Source organism: Pseudomonas sp. MWU13-2100 (assembly GCF_023242365.1).
GTDB lineage: Bacteria > Pseudomonadota > Gammaproteobacteria > Pseudomonadales > Pseudomonadaceae > Aquipseudomonas.
This window is the reverse complement of record NZ_JALLIX010000023.1, coordinates 54,487-72,884: the sequence shown is the minus strand read 5'-3', so window position 1 is coordinate 72,884 and position 18,398 is coordinate 54,487. Positions and strand designations below refer to the sequence as shown.

Annotated in this window: 15 protein-coding genes; all 15 read left to right on the top strand. The window is 63.9% G+C overall.

Annotated features, from left to right (window positions below; all coding sequences use genetic code 11):
* The first annotated feature begins 114 nt into the window (after positions 1-114).
* The 15 genes from tssA (at position 115) to M5B99_RS17145 (ending at position 18,094) form a co-directional block, all read left to right on the top strand.
* A complete protein-coding gene (tssA, locus tag M5B99_RS17215; protein ID WP_248805166.1) occupies positions 115-1,131 on the top strand; it encodes a type VI secretion system protein TssA in 1,017 nt (338 codons plus the stop codon).
* Positions 1,132-1,160: 29 nt separating this feature from the next.
* The gene (tssB, locus tag M5B99_RS17210) at positions 1,161-1,676 is read left to right on the top strand and encodes a type VI secretion system contractile sheath small subunit (protein ID WP_248805165.1); all 516 of its coding nucleotides are present in this window, start codon (positions 1,161-1,163) and stop codon (positions 1,674-1,676) included.
* Positions 1,677-1,714: 38 nt separating this feature from the next.
* Complete coding sequence (gene tssC / locus M5B99_RS17205) at positions 1,715-3,205, top strand: type VI secretion system contractile sheath large subunit (protein WP_412548743.1); 1,491 nt, start codon at positions 1,715-1,717, stop codon at positions 3,203-3,205.
* Positions 3,206-3,279: 74 nt separating this feature from the next.
* Positions 3,280-3,765 (top strand): type VI secretion system tube protein Hcp, encoded by a 486-nt coding sequence (locus tag M5B99_RS17200; RefSeq protein WP_248805164.1) that lies wholly within the window; start codon positions 3,280-3,282, stop codon positions 3,763-3,765.
* Positions 3,766-3,834: 69 nt separating this feature from the next.
* Positions 3,835-4,329 carry a type VI secretion system baseplate subunit TssE gene (locus M5B99_RS17195; protein WP_248805163.1) on the top strand — a complete coding sequence of 165 codons (495 nt, stop codon included), beginning with the start codon at positions 3,835-3,837 and terminating at the stop codon, positions 4,327-4,329.
* Positions 4,304-6,187 (top strand): type VI secretion system baseplate subunit TssF, encoded by a 1,884-nt coding sequence (gene tssF, locus M5B99_RS17190; protein ID WP_248805162.1) that lies wholly within the window; start codon positions 4,304-4,306, stop codon positions 6,185-6,187. Before M5B99_RS17195 ends, tssF begins: the two co-directional genes overlap by 26 nt.
* A complete protein-coding gene (gene tssG, locus M5B99_RS17185) occupies positions 6,172-7,179 on the top strand; it encodes a type VI secretion system baseplate subunit TssG (RefSeq protein ID WP_248805161.1) in 1,008 nt (335 codons plus the stop codon). Before tssF ends, tssG begins: the two co-directional genes overlap by 16 nt.
* 167 nt (positions 7,180-7,346) lie before the next feature.
* On the top strand, positions 7,347-7,736 hold the full coding sequence (locus tag M5B99_RS17180; RefSeq protein ID WP_248805160.1) for a DUF4280 domain-containing protein: 390 nt from the start codon (positions 7,347-7,349) through the stop codon (positions 7,734-7,736).
* Positions 7,737-7,752: 16 nt separating this feature from the next.
* A complete protein-coding gene (locus tag M5B99_RS17175; protein WP_248805159.1) occupies positions 7,753-9,681 on the top strand; it encodes a type VI secretion system Vgr family protein in 1,929 nt (642 codons plus the stop codon).
* Positions 9,668-10,177, top strand: coding sequence for a type VI secretion system lipoprotein TssJ (tssJ, locus tag M5B99_RS17170; protein WP_248805158.1), 510 nt, complete (start codon positions 9,668-9,670; stop codon positions 10,175-10,177). Before M5B99_RS17175 ends, tssJ begins: the two co-directional genes overlap by 14 nt.
* Entirely contained in the window at positions 10,170-11,507 is a 1,338-nt protein-coding gene (gene tssK, locus M5B99_RS17165) for a type VI secretion system baseplate subunit TssK (protein WP_248805157.1), read from the top strand. Before tssJ ends, tssK begins: the two co-directional genes overlap by 8 nt.
* Positions 11,507-12,709, top strand: coding sequence for a type IVB secretion system protein IcmH/DotU (gene icmH / locus M5B99_RS17160; protein WP_248805156.1), 1,203 nt, complete (start codon positions 11,507-11,509; stop codon positions 12,707-12,709). The genes tssK and icmH overlap by 1 nt, the downstream gene beginning before the upstream one ends.
* 39 nt (positions 12,710-12,748) lie before the next feature.
* A complete protein-coding gene (tssM, locus tag M5B99_RS17155; RefSeq protein ID WP_248805155.1) occupies positions 12,749-16,006 on the top strand; it encodes a type VI secretion system membrane subunit TssM in 3,258 nt (1,085 codons plus the stop codon).
* A 316-nt stretch (positions 16,007-16,322) separates the two neighbouring features.
* Complete coding sequence (locus M5B99_RS17150; protein WP_248805154.1) at positions 16,323-17,018, top strand: response regulator transcription factor; 696 nt, start codon at positions 16,323-16,325, stop codon at positions 17,016-17,018.
* A 104-nt stretch (positions 17,019-17,122) separates the two neighbouring features.
* The gene (locus tag M5B99_RS17145) at positions 17,123-18,094 is read left to right on the top strand and encodes a DUF2242 domain-containing protein (protein WP_248805153.1); all 972 of its coding nucleotides are present in this window, start codon (positions 17,123-17,125) and stop codon (positions 18,092-18,094) included.
* The last annotated feature ends 304 nt before the right edge of the window (positions 18,095-18,398 follow it).

The window sequence follows — 18,398 nt, the reverse complement described above, 5'->3', positions numbered from 1 at the left end:
TGACTAGAGTGAATCCACGCAGCGCCTGGCTTGCCCTCTGCAGCAGGCGCTGCGGTTTAAAGGTTTTCATTGTGGTTGAGGGTGCCTGATGGGCATCTGTCAAGAGGCTGGAATATGTCGATAAAAGAACTGATTCCTTATATTGATACCCTGCCTGACAGACCGTGTGGTCCGAATCTGGAATACCGGGCTGACTTTATTCAACTGTTACAAGAAGTAGAAGGTGGCAACGAAGTTCAATACGGCGAGCATTTGTATCCCGCCACGCCGGTGGACTGGAAGCGGGTGCAGTCGCTGTGCCTGACGTTATTGGCGGACGCCCTCGACTTGCGGGTTGCGGTTTGCCTGGCGCGAGCCCTGCTGGAGTTGCAGGGGTTGCCTGGTTTTGTCGAAGGGCTTCGCTTGATCAGCGGCCTGCTGCGCGAGCGTTGGGAGGATGTTCATCCCCAGCTTCTGGCCGAGGATGATCACGATCCGCTGGTGCGGCTCAATACGTTGGCTGAACTGGCAGTGCCGACCAGCGTGGTCCTGGTCCTCAAGCGTCAGCAGTTGGCAAGCGCCATGGGCCTTGAGCCGTTGTACCTGGCCGATCTGGCTTGCATCGTCGAGTCGGTCCAGGAGGAACCCCGGACCGAGGGACTGGCGCGCTTGGTCGGCCTGCTCGAATCCAGTGCCCACGATGAACTGGTCGAGAACCTGCGCTCCATCAGGACCCTGGTCGAGTTGATCGCACAGATCGGCGCTTGCCTCGAAGAAAAAACCGCAGCCGCCGGTATTTCCCCGCTGGGCGGGCTCGGGCGAGCCTTGGACAAGTGGTGCCGCGTTGCCGAGGAACGCTGCGGCAGCGTCTTGCCGGCGCCGGCCGATGACTCGCCAATGGCGGCTGCCACCCGCGTGGTAACGGCCGGCACGGCCGTCTGGAGCGGAATCTGCCAGTCGCGCGAGGACGTGGTCCGTGCCCTGGATGCCATTTGCGCCTACTACGCCCACCACGAGCCCTCGAGCCCGGTGCCCCTGCTGGCGGCCAGGACCCGACGGCTGGCCACCATGAGTTTCCTCGAAGCAATCGCCGAACTGGTGCCGGGCAGCCTCGCCGACCTGCACGCCCTGGGCGGTATCGCCCATGAATAACCTTTCTCTCCCTGCTCAGGTTGATTTTTATGTCCAGTAGCAACAGCCAGAAATTCATTGGCCGCAACCGTGCGCCACGGGTCCAGATCGAATATGACGTCGAGTTGTACGGCGCCGAAAAAGCGGTCGAGATTCCCTTTGTCAATGGCGTGTTGGCCGACCTCTCGGGCGCCAACCGGGCCGACTTGCCGGTGGTGGCCGAACGCAAGTTCCTGGAAATCGATATCGACAATTTCGATGAGCGCATGGCCGCCATCGAACCTCAGGTGCGCATCAGTGTGCCCAATCAACTGACGGGCGAAGGGCAGGTGGCGGTGTCGCTCAGCTTCAAGAGCATGGACGATTTTTCGCCCGGGGCCGTGGCCCGCAACGTCGAGCCTTTGCGCGAGTTGCTGGAGGCGCGCGATCAGTTGGCCAATCTGCTGACCTACATGGACGGCAAGAGCGGGGCCGAACAACTGATGGCCCGCTTGCTGGAAAACCCGGCCCTGATGCAATCGCTGCTGGTCCAGGCCAAACCGACCGTCACCGAGTCCGAAGACTGATGCCTTCGATAATCGCTCCCTGAAACAGGTAAATACCCGTGTCCGTCACTACTGAGAATCAGCCCGGTATCGATCCGGCGGTCGAACTGTCGCCCAGTGAATTCAACGACCTGCTGCAGCGCGAGTTCAAGCCGCGTGGCGAGCCGGTGCGCGAAGCCATCGAGAATGCGGTGCAGACCCTGGCCCAACAAGCGTTGCGCACGACCCACCTGATCGCCCACGACACCATCGGTACCATCCAGGCGCTGATCGGTGAAATCGACGCGAAGCTGTCCGCGCAGGTCAATGACATCCTCCATCACCCGGACTTCCAGGCCGTCGAGTCGGCCTGGCGCGGCCTCGACTACCTGGTGAGCAACACCGAGACCGACGAAAAACTCAAGATCCGCTTTATCAACCTTTCCAAGGATGAAGTGGCCCGTGAACTGAAGAAGTTCAAGGGCGCGGCCTGGGACCAGAGCCCGCTGTTCAAGAAAGTCTACGAACACGAGTACGGACAACTGGGTGGCGAGCCGTTTGGCGTGCTGATCGCCGATTACTATTTCGACAACAGCCCGCCGGATGTCGAGTTGCTCGGGTCGCTGGCGAAGATTGCCGCGGCGGCCCACGCGCCGCTGATCAGCGCGGCGTCGCCGGCGGTGATGTTGATGGACTCCTGGCGCGAAGTCGCCAACCCCCGGGACCTGAGCAAGTTGTTCCTGACGCCCGAGCACGCCGCCTGGCGCAACCTGCGGCGCTCCGAGGATTCACGCTATATCGGTCTGACCATGCCGCGCTTCCTCGGGCGTATTCCCTACGGTGCGCGCACCGCGCCGGTGGCGGAGTTCGCCTTTGAGGAAGTCACCGAAGGTCAGGCGCAGAACTACCTGTGGGCCAACGCCGCCTATGCCATGGGCATCAATATCAACCGCTCCTTCAAGGAGTATGGCTGGTGCTCGCGGATTCGCGGCATCGAGTCCGGCGGAGCCATCAGCGGCTTGCCGGTGCACACCTATCCGACTGAAGAGGGCGGTGTGGACATGACCTGTCCGACCGAGGTCGCCATCAGCGACCGGCGTGAGGTGGAGTTGGCGAAGAACGGCTTCATGCCCCTGGTGCATTGCAAGAACACCTCGCTGGCGGCCTTTATCGGCGCGCAGTCCTTGCACTGCCCCCAGGAATACGACGACCCCGATGCCACCGCGAATGCGCAGTTGGCGGCGCGCTTGCCGTATCTGTTCGCCACCTGCCGTTTTGCGCATTACCTCAAATGCATCGTGCGCGACAAGATCGGCTCCTTCAGCGAGCGCGAAGACATGGAGATCTGGCTCAACAATTGGATTGTCAAGTACGTCGAGCATAACCCGGCGACCGCCAGCGACGCCGACAAGGCACGCAAGCCGCTGGCGGGGGCCGAAGTGGTGGTGCAGGAAGTGGAAGGCAACCCGGGCTTTTACCAGGCCAAATTCTTCCTGCGTCCCCACTATCAATTGGAAGGACTGAGCGTATCCCTGCGCCTGGTCTCCCAACTGCCCTCGGTCAAAGGCTGAGGGTTCATGCCCGACCGGGGCCTGGCTCCGGAAAGGTACTTAACCATTCAAATAAATAGATGTTGGAGTCCCGTATGATTTTATTGAAGTTCGGAGTGAAGGACGAACCCACGATTAAGGGGAACAGCGAGGAGGCGGGTCACAAGTTTTGGATCGTGGTCGACACCTGGCAATTCGGCGGTGGTCGTTCCATCACGATGGACAATGACCGTGAGAACAGCGTCGGCCAGGTCAGTGAGCTCGTCTTGAGCAAGCCCGCCGACATCGTTTCGCCCCTTTTGTTTATTGAGTCGGTCACTGGCAAGTCCCTGGAGCAGGCGACGTTACACGTTATCCAGACCAACGGTAGTTCGACCGGCCAGAACAAACCCTACATCGAACTGAAACTGAAGGACCCGATGATCTGCGCCTACAACGTCAGCGGTAGCAGTGAGCGTCCGATGGAGCAGTTCACCATCAGCTTCACCGAGATCGAGTACACGTATGACCACATTATCAACGGCCAGAGTGCTGGCCCTAATACGAGGGCCTTCAGCCAGCATCGCAAAACGACCGTGTGATCGAACGTCGGTAAGGCCTGCAGCGGGTTGCGGGCCTTACCGGTGCCTGGTTTTTTCGGGAGGATTTTCATGAGCACTTCCATGACACCGCTGCTCGAGCGTCTGCTGCGCTGCGCCAGTCCAGGCGACGAGATGGACCGATGCCGAGCCGGCACGAGTGCGCAACAAGAGCTGGAACAGCTCTGCCGGGATCTCACGCTGCTGTTCAATGCCACCGGCCTCGGGGCGATCTGCCCGCTGAGCAGTCAGCCCCATGTCACCCGTTCGGTGCTCAACTACGGCCTGGGCAACCTGGCCGGGGTGATGCTGTCGAGCATCGATACGCAGAAGCTCGAGAGCCGTATCCGCGAAATCGTCCTGGATTTCGAACCGCGGATTTTGCGTTATAGCGTCGCGGTGCAACTGTTGCCGACTATCTCTCGTAGCGCCAGCCTGAATTTTCTGATCGAGGGCGAGATTCGCGGTCTCGATGCGTTGCACGCGTTCCGCCTCGAGTCGGCCTGGAACACCGAGAGTGGCGAGGTGCGGGTCGGGCCTTATGGCCACCTGCCCAACCATGGATGAGCGGCTGCTGCGTCATTATGAACAGGAGCTGAGTTTCCTGCGCGAAGCCGGCGCCGAATTTGCCGAGGATTACCCGAAGATTGCCGCCACCCTGGGGCTGCGCCCCGAGGAGGTGACCGACCCATCGGTGGAGCGCTTGCTGGAAGGGCTGAGTTTTCTCACCGCCCGCGTGCAATTGCAAATGGAGGCCGAATTCCCACGGTTCACCGAGAGCCTGCTGGAGCTGGTGCAGCCGCAGCAGTTGCTGCCGGTGCCGTGCATGGCGGTGTTGCAGTTTTCCCCTGACTTGCAGGAGGGCTCGCTGGCCTCCGGGTTTACCTTGCCGGCCGATAGCGTGGTGCGTTCGCTGGGCGATGCCGGTGGACAGGATCCGCGTTGCGAGTTTCGCAGCCTGCGTCCGGTGACGCTCTGGCCCCTGGCCCTCGACTCGGCCGAGTACCTGCCCAGCGCCGGGCTGCTCAAGGGCTTGCCCGCCAATGTGCTCAAGCAGGACGGTGGTGCCCTGCGCCTGCGGCTGCGGACTACGGCCGGGGTGTCTTTCGATCAATTGACACTGCACGAGTTGACGCTTTTCCTGCGCGGTGAGGGCTCGCTGCCGCTGGCTGTCCAGGAAGCCCTGCTGACCCGCGCCACGGGACTGTTTGTACGTTGCGGTGAGGGCGAGGAGGGGTGGAGCCCGTGGATTGATCCCGAGCATATTCGCCAGCCATCGCCGCAGCCCGCTTCCAGCCAGTATGCACGCTCGTTGAACAGTGACGCGGTGTGCGCGCAGCTCAAGACCTTTCTCGCCTTCGCCGCGGGCGAGCGTTTTGTCAGCCTGGGAGGCCTGGGGCCGGCGCTGCGTGATTGCCCGGCGCGGACCGTGGAACTGGTGGTGGTGTTCGCGCCCCTGTCGCTGCCGTTGTCGGCGCTGCTCAATGCCGGCCACTTCGGGTTGTTCTGTACGCCGGTGATCAACCTCTTCAGCAAACGTGTCGAGCGTATCCTCGTCGACCCTTACCGGCATGACTTGCCATTGGTGGTCGACAAGGCACGGCCGCTCGCCTATGAGATCCAGGAGGTGCAGGCGGTCCATGGTTATGCCGCCGGCGCCAAGGAGCGCCAGGTCATCCTGCCGCTGTATGCCCCGTCACGGCTGGACGACGGCGCTGCTCGCCCGGCCGGTTTCTACCAGATGCGGCGCACGCCCAGCCGTATCCCGCAGCGTTTCGTCGATGGACAGCGGCGCTACCGTGGCTGTGACGCCAGTCTGGTGCTGGCACTGCAGGCGGATGCCGAGTTGCAACGTCTGGCGGTGGACGTGCTGTGCTCCAACCGCGACCTGCCGTTGCGCTTGCCGCTGGGGGCGGGCAACACCGATTTTGTTCTCGACGTGAGTGCCCCGGTGCTGGCCATCCGCTGTGTGGCCGGGCCCTCGCGGCCGCTGCCCGCGCCCTCCCAGGGCGACCGGCAATGGCAGGTGGTACGGCAACTTTCGCGCAACTACCTGCCCCTGGCTCACCGCGAGGGGGCAGCCGGGGCCCAGGCCTTGCGCGAGTTGCTGGCGCATTACCTGCCCGAGGATGACAGCAGCGGACACAAGTTGCTGCAAGGCATCATCTCCTTGCGTGCCAAGGTCGTCACCCGGCGCTTGCCCGGTGCGGGGCCGGTAGCTTTCGGACGTGGCCTGAACCTGACCCTGCTACTGGACGACGCCGCCTGCGAGGGCACCGGGACCTATCTGTTCGGCGCCGCACTGGAGCGTTTCTTTGTCCGCTATGCCGCGCTCAATGCCTTTATGGAGACCGAGTTGCACAGTGTGAGCCGAGGCCATATCAAGACCTGGAAGGCGAGGGCCGGTCAGTGCATGATCTGGTAGCGCCACCGCCGGAACTGGTTGCAGCGCCCTGGCGCTATGACTTTTTTACCGCGATGCGTTTGCTGGAGCGCACTTACCCTGATGCACCGCGCTGGGGAACGGCGCAGCGCCTGGACGACGATCCGTTGCGCCTGGCGCAGCACGTCTCGCTGGCGTTCGAACCGGCGATGATCGCCCAACTGCGCCTGCGTGAGGGCCGTGCCGGGCTGCTGGCGGTGAACTTCTTCGGCCTGACCGGGGCAAACGGGCCGATGCCCCTGCATTTCAGCGAAGATGTGCTGTCGCGCCAGATCAACCATGGCGACAGCACCCTGGCGCACTTTCTCGATGTGTTTCACCACCGCCTGCTGAGCCTGCTCTATCGCAGCTGGGCACGGGTTCGACCGGAGGTCTGGGCCGATCGTCCGGCCGATGACCGTTTTGCTGATTATGTGTCGGCGTTCTCGCCGGGCGAGCTCAGTGCCTTGCCCCAGGGGGCACGCTTCTACGCACCGCAGTTCATCGACCAACGTCGCAGCGCCGCCGGTTTACTGGCTCTGGTCCGGGATCTGCTGCGCTTGCCGGTGGCGCTCAGCACGCTGGCTCGGCATCGGGCCGTCCTGGCATTCGATGAGCGCTTGCAACTGGGGCGGCGCAGCGAGTCGGCACGACTGGGCGGGGCCGCGTTGCTGGGGCGTTGCCAGTGGAATATCCAGCACAGTTTCTGCCTGCACCTGGGGCCCTTGCCCTGGTCGGACTACCAGCAGCTGTTACCCGGGGGGCGCTACTTCGAGCCGCTTTGCCAACTGGTCGAGCGTTATGTTGGCCCGACCTTGCAATGGGACCTCGACCTGCGTCTGCAAGCGGCGCAGCGGCCACGTCTGCAATTGGGTGCGCAGTTAGGTTTGGGGCGGGCCTGTTGGCTGGGGCGCAAGTGCGCGGCGGCCACCGGGTGGCGCTTCGACCCCACCCGCTTTCAGCGACCCGCACCGACCCAGGTTAATGCCGGTTAGTTACGCACTTCTGAAGTCAGGCCCGCTCGCCACAGCGCCGCGTCTGGTTTTGAACTTCCTTGGTGGCATTGCCCGCGGCGGCTGATTTAGGAGTTATCCGATACCCCGCGGGGGGGCCCTTCACTGACACTGCACGGGCTTTCCATGGATGTCTGTCTGGAGCACGCATGAATCAGCAAGTTGTACTGGGTGCCTTGCTCTCCTGTTCGTTTGGCGCCGCGCCGGCCCGTCTCAATGTCCTGCCGCTTGGGCGGGTCAAGGCCGAAGGGCAGCCGGCGGCGAACATTCTCGATCACCAACCCCTGGTCAATATTCCGCCCTTCGGCCTCTGCCGCAGTCCGGCCAACCCCCAGGTCGCGGCGGCCACCGCTGCCGCCATGGGCGTGCTGACGCCGATGCCCTGCATCCCCGCCACGGCCACGCCCTGGCAGCCCGGCGCGGCCCGCACGCGGATTGCCAAGCTGCCGGCCCTGGATAACCGCTGTACCTGCCAGTGCAACTGGGGTGGCCAGATCCGCGTCAATGCCAGCGCCACCCTCAAGACCACGATTGCCTGAGCGAGCCCCTGTCACCATGTCCGAAAACACCTACCAGCGCCTCCAGGTGCCTGGCGTCGATGCCAAGCTGTCGCTGCTCGAACTGAGTGGCCGGGAAGGGTTGAGCCGGCTCGGCGAATACGAGTTGACCATTGCCAGCCTGGACGACGGCTTGCAGATCGATGACCTGCTGGGCCGACCGTTGGCCCTGAACCTCGGGGCTTCGCAAGAACGGGCACGGTTCATCCATGGCTATATCACGGCCTTCAGCGCCACGGGTCGGGTCGAGCGCGAGGCGCGCTATCGGCTCTCCCTCAGGCCCTGGCTGTGGTTCCTGACGCAGTCCCGGCGCCAGCGTATTTTCCAGAAACTGACCCTCAGGCAGGTGCTCGAGGAGGTCTTCGACGACTACCCGGCAAGTGTCGACTGGCGGGTTGAACGCCTGGAGGCGATGGAGTATTGCCTGCAGTTCGGCGAAAGCGACTTTGCCTTTTTCAGCCGTTTGCTGGAGGAGGCGGGACTCTACTATTTCTTCGATCATCAAGCTGACGATCACCAACTGGTGATCACCGACTCGATGAGCGCCCACAAGCCGGTGCGGCATTGGCGTGAAATGATCTACCGGCCCAATCAGGACAAGGCCCCAGGCAGCATGATGAACTGGGAGTCCCATGGCGAATTGCGGCCCGGGGCATTTGGTCTGGTGGATTTCGACTTCACCAAGGCCAGTAATCGGGAGGCCAGTGTCCTTTCGGTGAACCAGGCAGCGGCGGTAACCGCGCGCCACGGCAACTATCGACAGGACGGTTTCCCGGGACGCTTCAGCAGCCGCCAGTCTGGCGAAGCATTGGCGCAGATCCAGCTCGAAGCCGCGCACGCCCGCCAGCAGTGGCAACGGGGCACCAGCCGGTCGCCGTATCTGGTGCCTGGCCAGTGTTTCACCCTGGTCGATCACCCGCGAGCCGAGCAGAACCGCGAGTACCTGATCGTGGCCGCGACCTTGCAGTTCCATGCCACGGCGCAGTTGCACTGTGAGGTCGAGTCGATCCCGACCACCCAGGTGTTTCGTGCGCCGATTCAGACGGCACGACCGCTGATTGCCGGGCCACAGACCGCCTTCGTGGTCGGCAAGGCCGGCGATCCGATCTGGGTCGATGAGTTTGGCCGGATCAAGGTGCAGTTTCACTGGGACCGCAGTGGGCAGCCCAACGAGGATTGTTCCTGCTGGGTCCGGGTCGCCCAACCGCTGGCCGGCAAGCGCTGGGGCGCGTTGTTCCTGCCTCGGGTCGGGCAGGAGGTGGTGGTGGAGTTCCTTGGCGGCGACCCTGACCGGCCCCTGGTCACCGGCGGACTCTATAACGCCGGTCACCGGCCACCCTGGGCGCTGCCGGACCAGGCGGCCCGCAGCGGTTTCAAGTCGCAGTCGCTGGGCGAGCAGGATGTCTACAACGAGTTGCGCTTCGACGACAAGCAGGGTCGCGAGCAGTTGCTGATCCATGCCGGACGCAACCAGGACCTGACGGTGCGCAACGATGCCTTTGCCAGCATTGGCAACGACTGGCACCTGACGGTCGGCGCCAGCCAGTTTCTCAAGGTCGAGGATGACCTTCATGAGTCCGTGGGCGGCCGGCGCAACAGTCGGGTCGATGCCGATCAGTCGCTGGATATCGGCGGCGACAGCCATTGCAGGATTGCCGGCCAATGGCAGTCGACTGCGACTGATATGGATTTCAAGGCCCACGGCAAGCTGGTGCTGGAGGCCGGCAAGAGCCTGACTCTCAAGGTCGGTTCCAGCACCCTGGTGCTCAGCGCCGCGGGCGTGGCGATCAACGGCAAGACCCTGACCCTTGATGGCTCCGCCTCGGTCGACATCAATGGCGGTGCCGCCGCGGCCACAACCTCGGCCAAGGCCGCGCAACCGGCGAAGGCCAAGTCGCCCAAGGAGGCCGATGATGGTCGCGATTAAGCCGGTGTTTCGAGGCCTCATGTGCCTGCTGCTGGTGCTGGCGCTCCCAGGCTGTGCCTGGTTCTGGGCGGACGAACCGCCACCGCCTGAACCGCGTATCGCCTTGTCCCTGGAGGCGGCGCTGGACAGCAATCCCGACCTGCATGGCCGACCGTCGCCGGTGATCGTCAGGCTTCTGCAACTGGCCGACAGCAAGCGCCTGGAGCAGGTCGAGCTGTTCCAGTCCGAAGCCGCGGCCGAGCAGGCGCTGGGCCGTGACCTGCGGCGGCAGGAATCGTTGCTGCTGCGCCCGGGCCAGCAGCAAGAGCAGAGCTTTCTTCCCGTGCCCGGCACCCGCTTTATCGCGTTGGTGGTCGAGTACCGCAATATCGACCATGCCCAGTGGTGGGCCTGGGCCGAAATCGACCCGACGCGGCCCTCGCGGCTGAGCGCCCTGATCGAGCGCCAGCGCGTGGCGTTGAGGTCCGCACCCTTGGAGGAAAAGGCCGATGAGTAGTCACGACAGCGTCGTGTGGTCCGAAGGCATGTTTCTGTTGCCACAGCACTTCCAGCAGCAGGAGCGCCATTACCGGGCCAGGCTGGCGCAGGTCCTGCGCGCAGTGCAACCCCATGGCTGGGGTTTTGCCGCGTTGAAAATCGATGTTGCACAGTTGGCGCTGGGCACCTTGGCCCTGAGTGCCTGTGAAGGGGTCATGCCTGACGGCAGTCCCTTTGCCCTGACGGACGAGGAACTGGCCCGGCTGCGTTATCCAGTGGCCGACAGCGAGCGTGATGTGCAACTGGTGCTGGCGCTGGCGGTCAATCGCCCCGGGGCGGCGGACACCGAGGCTGTCCCCGGGGACGACAGCCTGGCCCGTTACCGTATCGGCGAAGTCCTGGTGGCCGACGCCAATACCGAGGGCGGCGAGCCGGCCTGTTTGCAGGTCAGCCGTCTGAACCTGAAGCTGGCGCGAGAAGTGGACGTGGCCGCCTCCCATGTCTTCTTGCGCGTGGCCCGGGTGCTAGAGCGCACGGCCGCCGGCCTGGTGGTCCTTGATCGGCAACAGGTGGCACCATTGCTGGCCTGGCGCTGTTCGCCGGTGTTGGCACGTTCCGTCGATGAACTGATCGCCCGCGCCCGGCAACGCGGTGCGGCCCTGGCCGAGGGGCTGGGCCAAGGCGGGCTGGGTGGGATGACGGAAATCCAGCAGTACGTGATGTTGCAGAGCGTCAACCGCGCCGAAAGCCTGTTGCTGCACCTGGCCAGCCAGCCGGCGCTGCACCCAGAACTGCTGTACCGTGAGCTGGTGCGACTGGCCGGCGAGCTGGCGATTTTCTATCAGGAGCGCAAGCGCCCCAGGGCATATCCGCCTTATCGCCATGATCGTCTGGGCGAGAGCTTTGTGCCGCTGATCCAGGACCTGTTGCAGGCGTTGAGTGCGGTGGCCAGTGCCGAGGTGGTGGCCCTGGCACTCAAGAGCGGTGCTTTTGGTTTTCGTTTTGCCCAGGTGCCGGACATCAACCTGTACCAGTCGGCGCGTTTCATTCTTGCGGTCCGCGCGCAGCTACCCGACGAGGAACTGCGCAAAAGCTTCCCCAACCGCTTGAAGATTGGTCCGGCCGAGCGCCTGCACGACCTGGTGAATCTGCAATTGCCGGGGCTGGCGATCCAGGTGTTACCGACGGCCCCCCGGGAGCTGCCTTACTATCCCGGTTTCAGCTATTTCCAACTGTCGAGCGACCACCCTTTGTGGGCTGACCTGGTGGATACCAGCGGTTTCGGCTTGCATGTGGCCGGTTCGTTCCCGGGGCTGCAATTGGCGTTCTGGGCCATCAGGGAGGCGTGATGGCATCTGCCAAGGCGCCTCGCGGATCGCGTCAACGCCAGCGTGAGCCTGTCCAGGCCGGGCCGGCGGCGGCCGACGAAAACCTTCGCGGGTTGACTGACGATCTGCTGCATGAGGTGGTGGTGTTCCAGCGCCTGACGCGCCAGCCCGACTTGCCGGCGCTGCGCCTGCGGCTGATCGCTCGGGTGCGGATCTTCCAGAGCCGGGCGCTGGCCTGCGGTATCGAGCAGCGCATCGTACTGCGCGCCCGTTATGCCCTGTGCACCTTGCTTGATGAAGTCATCGCCAGCAGCGAATGGGCTCGGGGCGCCTGGTCACAGCACAGTCTGTTGATGACCTTTCACCAGGAAAGCGAAGGTGGCGAAGGCTTCTTCGCCTATCTGGACGAGGCGCAGCTCAGGCCGGTGGAGCACCTGGCGCTGCTCGAACTGATGTACCTGTGCCTGGCGCTGGGGCTGGAGGGACGTTATCGCATCCAGCGTGAAGGCCATTCGATCCTGGCCCTCAAGCGTGCCCAACTCTACGAGACCCTGCGCCTGCACCGCGAGCGTTATCCGCGTCCGCCGTCGACGACCCCGCAGAGCGGACCGCGGTTGCGGCGCGTATTGCGCTGGAGCTGGTGCGCTCCATTGGTGCTGCTGCCCATCCTCGCGGTGGTGGGCGCGTACGACTTGCAAATGCGTTCCGAGCAGCAGTGGCGTGGCCTGGCACGGGTGTTGCCGGCCAGCGCCACGCGGCCATCTGCGGCCCCGTCATTGCCCTCGTTGGCTGAACGTCTGGCCAAGGATATCCAGGCCGGGCGCCTGACGCTGCACGATGAAGCCGCTGGTGTCCGGTTGCGGCTCGGCGCAGCCGCGTGGTTCACACCGGGTGGCAGCGTGATCGCGCCCGGGAATGAAGCGACCTTGCAGCGTATCGCCGCGGTGCTGGCGGATTGGCCGGGAACGATCCGGATCATCGGCCACAGTGACGATACGCCGGTCGGCAAGGGCCGGGTCTCCAATCAACAGCTCTCGCTGCGCCGTGCCCGTGCCGTGCTGTTCGCGATGTTCGGCGAGACCGCCGATCCCGGGCGTGTCCAGGCCCTGGGACGTGGCGCCAGTGAGCCACGGGTGCCGAATGACAGCGTGGACAACCGGGCCCGCAATCGCCGGGTGGAAATTGTGCTCGAACCTTCCGTGACCGCTACTGCCTTGCCATAGCGCGCTGCACCTCTTTGCCCTCGCCGGATGACTGTCACCATGCCCCAGAGATTGCTGAAAAACCTGCTGCGAGCGCTGCCGCTGGTGCTGGGCCTTTATCTGTTGACCCTGCTGGTCCGCAGTCATGGCTCGCGTTTGTCCATCGATGGCGTCTCGCCACTGACACATGATTGGCAGCAGTGGCTGTTGCTGGGGCCGTTGTACCTGGGTGGACTGCTGTTGTTCTGGTGGGCCCGGCGCCGGCGCAAGCATCGGGAGTTGATCCGCGCCGAAGCGGCGCAGCAGGCGTTGCAGGAGCTGGACCCGCCTTGTGCCCGGGAACGGCGCTTGCGCGAACGGCTGGAGCGCTGGCGCCTGGAAAGCCAGGCCAGCGCAAGCGGTCCGGTGTTCCTGTTGCTGGGGGCGGCGGGTGCCGGCAAGCGCAGTCTGATGGGGGAGAGGGGACGCCGGGCACGCGGGGGCGACGAGTCGCCGCCCGATGACTTGCGCCCGGAACGTCTCGGGGCTTTCTCCGTTATGGCGCTGAGCTCGGCGTTGCTGACCCAGGCCGACCCCGGCGGCGTGCGCTTATGGCGTTGCCTGCTCGATGAACTGCAACGCTCACGCCGCCACGGGCTGGGAGTCGCCGGCGTGGTGCTGGTGCTCAATGCGGTACATCTGTTGCGTCTGGCGCCCGCCGCCCGCGATGCCCAGGCCCTGATCCTGCGGGCACGCCTGGAAGAGCTGGCCACTGAGTTCGGGCATGGCTTGCCGGTGCAGGTGATCGTCACCCACTGTGATCGTTTGCCAGGATTCGAACCGTCGCTGCTGGACTTGCCGGTCGAGGACAGAGACCTGGTGCTGGCCTTTGGCCGCCAGCGCAATCGGCAGAACCTGGCGGGGTTGGCCGAGCGGCTTGTGCGTACCTTCGCGGCTGTGCAAGACGGACTTCCCGAGCGTTTGCAGAGAGAAGCGCAGACCTCGGCCCGGGTTCAACTCTATGGTTTCCCACGCTTGTGGCGACAGTTCGGCGAGGTCTTGCAGCCTTATCTGCAGACGGCGTTTTTCGAACAGCCGCGGGTCGCGCAGGTACACCTGCAATCGTTGCGTTGCGGCGGCCACTTGCGGTTCGAGCCGGGTGCCCGGGCTGCCAGTCAGCGCTTGGTCCGCTGCCTGCAACAGAGTCGAGGCCACGCGCGCTGGCCGGGCTTCTTGCAGGCGGGAGCGGGCCGTTGCTTGCTTGCACTCGGCGCGGCGGCTTTGGTCATTCTGCTGGCAACGCTGCTTGGCAACAGTTACTGGCAGCAGACCCGGCAGCTGCAGTGGCTGGCCGAGCAACAAGCGTCGCTCGCGGCGTTGCCGGCCAGTGCTACCGGGACGAGTCTGACGCCGGCGGTGCTCGAGCGTCTGGCGGTCTTCAGGAATCTGGCCCATCCCCCCTCGGACGACTGGCCGCAACCCGCCTTCTGGTTGAGTGAGTATCAGCGATTGCTAGGCCAGACCCGTAGCCTCTATCAGCAAGCCTTGCTCGATGAATTGCTGCCCCGCGTTGTGCAAAGCTTGCAGCATTCCCTGCCGAACGAGGCACACAACGAGAGCCGGGAGCGCCTGCGGTTTTACCTGATGCTGGGCGGCCAGGGGCGGTTCGAATCGGCGGCCTTCGAACACTGGCTGTCGGCCCGGGTGCAGGGCGATCTCGGTCAGTCGCTGGCCCCGGCGCAACGCGAGCAACTACAGGTTCATGCCCAGGCGCTGATACCGTTACTGGCGACGGGGCCGGTGCTGAGCGTCGACCCGCAATGGGTCGAGCAGGTACGTCGACAACTACGCAGCGAGCCGCAACAACAGCGCCTGTACGATCGACTGAGCACGATGTTGGCCAGTGCCGGCGCGGAAGAATTCAGTGTCGTCGCTGTCAGCGGCAGCGAGGGCCTGCTGAGCCTTGCCCGCCGTAGCGGCGAGCCCTTGAACCGCGGCGTTCCTGCCCACTTCAGCCGCAGCGGCTACAAGCAGCTGCGGGTCCGCCTGCCGTTACTGGTGGCCGAGGCGCTCCAGGAAGAAGACTGGGTCATGGGCACGGGGCCGCGACTGGACGCGTTGACCTTGCACAACGAAGTGTCCGCGCTTTATACGCAGGACTATATCCGCCACTGGGAGCGGTTCTTCGCCGACCTGCGGCTGGTCGGCCTCGACCAGCCCGAGTCCCTGGCCCTCAGGCTGGAGCGGCTGTCGCGGGCCGACTCGGCGTTGTTCAGCTTGTTGCGTGCGGCAGCGCATGAAACCCGCCTGGAGATCACCCAGGTCCCCCAGCGTCTGGTCGACAGGGCGCGTCAACAAGTGTCGTCGCTGGCCTCCAGTTTCTCCTCCGATCCGGCCAAGGCGCTGGCTGACACGATTGCCCTCGAGGAGCACCCGATCAACCGGCACTTTATGGCGCTGCAACAGTTGACCGAGGGCAACGCCGTCCCGCTTGAGGCCTTGCGCGAAGCCCTGGCCCAGGCGGCGGTTTACCTCCAGGCCCGGGAGCAAGCGTTGGCAACGGGCTTGCCGAGCCCGTCGGTAGATGCCCTGGAACAGTTGAAACGTCAGGTCGACAGCCTGCCGCCGATATTGCAACCGCTGTTCGCCGATATCGTCAGCGTTGGCCGGCAACACCTGCACCAGCAGGCAGTGACGACGGTCGGCGCCAGCCTGAACCTGCAACTGGGCCCTGAGTGTTCGCGACTGCTCGCCCAGCGCTATCCCTTTGATCGGCAGGCCCGAGAGCAACTATCGCTGGTCGACTTCAACCGCTTGTTTGCCCCCTCCGGGTTGTTGGAGGATTTTCAACAGCGTCATCCGGACGTCACTTTACTGGAAGGTGCGGTGGCTACACAGTTCCGACGTGCGGAGCAGATTCGTCGGGCGTTTTTCCCCGGAAGGTCCGACGTCGCCCGGGTCGATTTCGAGCTCAGCCCCGTGTCCATGAATGAAAGCATCGCTCAGGTGCGCCTGACCCTGGACGACTTGCAACTCAACTATTCCCACGGCCCGATCCGCCCCAGCCTGTTTACCTGGCCGACCCGAGCCCTGGGCAGTCAGCTGAGAATGGTGGTCACGCTGATCGACGGCCGGACCCTGGTGCGCTCGGCTGAAGGACCCTGGGCCTGGTTCCGCTTTATGGAGCAGGGGCGCCTGGTGCCGGCCCCGAGCGGCGAGGGTTACTGGTTGACCCTGGGCTTCGAGGACATTGAGGTCGTGCTGCAGTTGCGCAGCGCCAGCCTTGACCACCCATTCGGTCGCAAGATTCTCAGCGATTTCCGATGCCCATCGACGTAGTGACTGTAGGTATTTGGTCTGTCCCGCAAGATGAAGGTCGGTTTCATAAAAGGCTTGTGGAAATGTCCTATGTCGGATGTGCCGAAGACTGTTTAGCATGACCTCCGATAGCCCACTCTTGGGGCGCCGGTTGCCACCGCGTCGAGGCTGGCCTGGTGGGAATCTGGCGCAGGGAGAGGGGCCCTGCGGATCAGGGGATGTATCGGTTGGGCAGGATGCCATTGTGAAGGGGTGGCGGTCCGCACAACGATTTTGCGTCGGTCGGACCTGACCACTGCCGAGTCAGTTTTTCATTGGCAGTTGTGCAGGAGAGTTCATGCTCGAGAAAAAGCCTACCCGCCTCATGATTCTGGACGACCACAGCCTGGTCCTGTGCGGCATGGAGATCAAGATCCAGGCCGAGACCGATCTCCTGCTGCTGGGCAGTTTCAGCCGTGGCGCGGCCCTGATGGCCGCCTTGCGCGAGCAGGACGTCGACCTGGTGGTTATGGACTACTCGTTGCGCTCGGGCGAGGTCGACGGCCTGAACCTGATTCGCATCTTGAAGATCCGTTTTCCGAAGCTGCGACTGCTGATCATTTCGTCCCTGTATGTGCCGGCGACGGTGGCCCTGGCGCTGCGCTGCGGGGCCAGCGGTTTTATTGGCAAGGAGCTGAATTCCGACGAGTTCGTTCTGGCCATTCGTCAGGTGGCGGCCGGTAAGGTCTACCTGCACCCGGACATGGTCGAGGCGTTGCAGGTGCATGAGGTGTCGCGGCTCGATATCGCCACGCCGGCCTCGGAGTCCGAGGTCGCCAGTCTCGACGTCCTGGCCAGGACCTCCGAATTGACGGTACGCGAGCACGAGGTGCTGCGCTGTTGCCTGGATGGCTTGTCGGTGACCCATATTGCGCGCAAGTTCTCGCGCAGCATCAAGACCATCAGCACCCAGAAGCAGGCGGCATTTCGCAAGCTGGGCCTGCGTGGCGATAACGAGTTGTACAAGGTGCGTTATCAGATGGAGGGGCGCTGATGTGCATTTTCCTGAAAATTTGCTGTCACAACCTGTTCAGTGTGCGCTCAGCGATATCGATCTGATGCACAATACGCCCCGGACTGTTTTTCTCAGGATTTTCAATGTCGACATCATTCCACTTGCGTGCCGTTGCATTGGCACTGATGCTGGCGGGCGCCGCGGGTTGCTCGTCGACCACCAAGACCACCGTTTACGAACGGGAAAATTTCGACGACGCCGGTACGTTCTCACGCAATTACGGTGTGAGCGACGCCGCGTCCTGTGAAGCGGCCCGGCGTGCCTTGCTCAGCCAGGGCTATATCATCACCAGCAGCGACCCGAAGCTGATCAGCGGCAACAAGAGCTTCCAGCAGACCGGCGATACCCATATGCAGATCAGCTTCAGCGTGGTCTGTGCGGCGGATGGCACGGCCAATCATCGCTCGACCATGTTTGCCAACGCCCTGCAGGACCGCTATGCCCTGAAGAAGGTCAACAACTCCGCGAGCCTCGGCGTCGGCGTGCTGGGCTCGGTGTCGATGCCGATCGGCTCGACGGATGACTCGATGGTCAAGGTTGCCAGCGAGACCGTGTCCTCGGCGACCTTCTATGACCGTTTTTTCACCCTGGTGGAACTGTTCCTGCCGCCTGAGGTGAAAAAAGAGAAACATACCGACGAGAAACCCAAGGTCGATCTGGGCATGCCTGAAGTGACGCCGGCCAAGGCCCTGAGCGACAAGGCGGCGGATCCCAAGCCGGCGGAACACAAGGCCGCCGATGTCAAAGCGGTAGAACCGACGCCTGCGCCGGCAGTGAAGGCGTTGGACGCTGTGCATAGCGTTCCTGCGGCCCCAGCCGCTCCTGCTGCTCCTGCTCCTGCCACGTCCGAACCGGTCGCCGCGCCCGCCGACGCCGCGCCGGTCACGCCGCTCGAAAAGACCCCCACAACTCCAGTCGCCCCGGCAACCCCTGCCGAGCCGACGCCTGCCCCGGCGCCTGCCCCGGCAACCCCTGCCGAGCCGACGTCTGCCCCAACGCCTGCCCCGGCGCCAGCGGCCAGCGAGCCGGCCGCTCCGGCGACTCCGGCTCAGTAAACCCGGCACAAGGTGGCGCGATCGGGTTTGTCGACCTCGATCCGTGACCTTGTGACGGGGGACGCCCCTGCAAAATAAAAGTGGGTAAATCCTGACCGTTCTGCTAGTTTTTTATTTCAGGCCCCTATTCAGGTGCCTGGGCAGACGGGGTGCTTCATTTTTCCTTCACATGGGACCCCTATGCTGGACCCAGCCCCGCTGCTGCTTGCAGGAGCCGGCTTCGGGGGGCGTGTGGCAATATTTTGCGCCGAGCCCCGATTTGTAGGCGCCGGCTTGCTGGCGATGACGGCCGAACAGTCGCCGA

Excerpts from the sequence above, each read along its gene's own strand:
- M5B99_RS17150 (WP_248805154.1), top strand. The coding sequence starts at position 16,323 with ATGCTCGAGAAAAAGCCTACCCGCCTCATGATTCTGGACGACCACAGC.
- M5B99_RS17175 (WP_248805159.1), top strand. The coding sequence starts at position 7,753 with ATGTCCGAAAACACCTACCAGCGCCTCCAGGTGCCTGGCGTCGATGCC.
- tssJ (WP_248805158.1), top strand. The coding sequence starts at position 9,668 with ATGGTCGCGATTAAGCCGGTGTTTCGAGGCCTCATGTGCCTGCTGCTG.
- M5B99_RS17145 (WP_248805153.1), top strand. The coding sequence starts at position 17,123 with ATGTCGACATCATTCCACTTGCGTGCCGTTGCATTGGCACTGATGCTG.
- M5B99_RS17195 (WP_248805163.1), top strand. The coding sequence starts at position 3,835 with ATGAGCACTTCCATGACACCGCTGCTCGAGCGTCTGCTGCGCTGCGCC.
- tssA (WP_248805166.1), top strand. The coding sequence starts at position 115 with ATGTCGATAAAAGAACTGATTCCTTATATTGATACCCTGCCTGACAGA.
- tssF (WP_248805162.1), top strand. The coding sequence starts at position 4,304 with ATGGCCACCTGCCCAACCATGGATGAGCGGCTGCTGCGTCATTATGAA.
- tssB (WP_248805165.1), top strand. The coding sequence starts at position 1,161 with ATGTCCAGTAGCAACAGCCAGAAATTCATTGGCCGCAACCGTGCGCCA.
- M5B99_RS17200 (WP_248805164.1), top strand. The coding sequence starts at position 3,280 with ATGATTTTATTGAAGTTCGGAGTGAAGGACGAACCCACGATTAAGGGG.
- M5B99_RS17180 (WP_248805160.1), top strand. The coding sequence starts at position 7,347 with ATGAATCAGCAAGTTGTACTGGGTGCCTTGCTCTCCTGTTCGTTTGGC.
- icmH (WP_248805156.1), top strand. The coding sequence starts at position 11,507 with ATGGCATCTGCCAAGGCGCCTCGCGGATCGCGTCAACGCCAGCGTGAG.
- tssK (WP_248805157.1), top strand. The coding sequence starts at position 10,170 with ATGAGTAGTCACGACAGCGTCGTGTGGTCCGAAGGCATGTTTCTGTTG.
- tssM (WP_248805155.1), top strand. The coding sequence starts at position 12,749 with ATGCCCCAGAGATTGCTGAAAAACCTGCTGCGAGCGCTGCCGCTGGTG.